Annotated in this window: 1 protein-coding gene; it reads left to right on the top strand. The window is 41.7% G+C overall.

From position 1 onward, the window contains the following. Positions 1–54: 54 nt before the first annotated feature. Positions 55–242: hypothetical protein (locus tag R0J92_RS25955; RefSeq protein WP_411053808.1), on the top strand; the 188-nt coding region annotated here is incomplete at its 3' end.

The following is a 242-nucleotide window of genomic DNA, read 5'->3' as shown; positions in this document are numbered from 1 at the left end:
CTGTTATTAGTCAGTTCATCCCAGTGGTTATGGGAATTAAACGAAGCCTATCCCGTGAAACCTGTTGCCATGCTAATTCAAGATCAAGTACCAGAGAGCGCGCCCATTTATACCTCTTTTGATTATGAGCGTCCGTCTCTCAATTTTTATGCTCAAAAACAAATCTTGCCAGCGACATTAGAGCAATTGCAATACTATTGGGAAAAAGACCCCGGCACTTATTTATTAGTTGATCCCGAGAC

This window comes from Tritonibacter sp. SIMBA_163 (genome assembly GCF_046535935.1).
GTDB classification, from domain to species: Bacteria; Pseudomonadota; Alphaproteobacteria; order Rhodobacterales; family Rhodobacteraceae; genus Epibacterium; species Epibacterium scottomollicae.
This window is presented reverse-complemented; position numbering and strand designations above follow the sequence as displayed.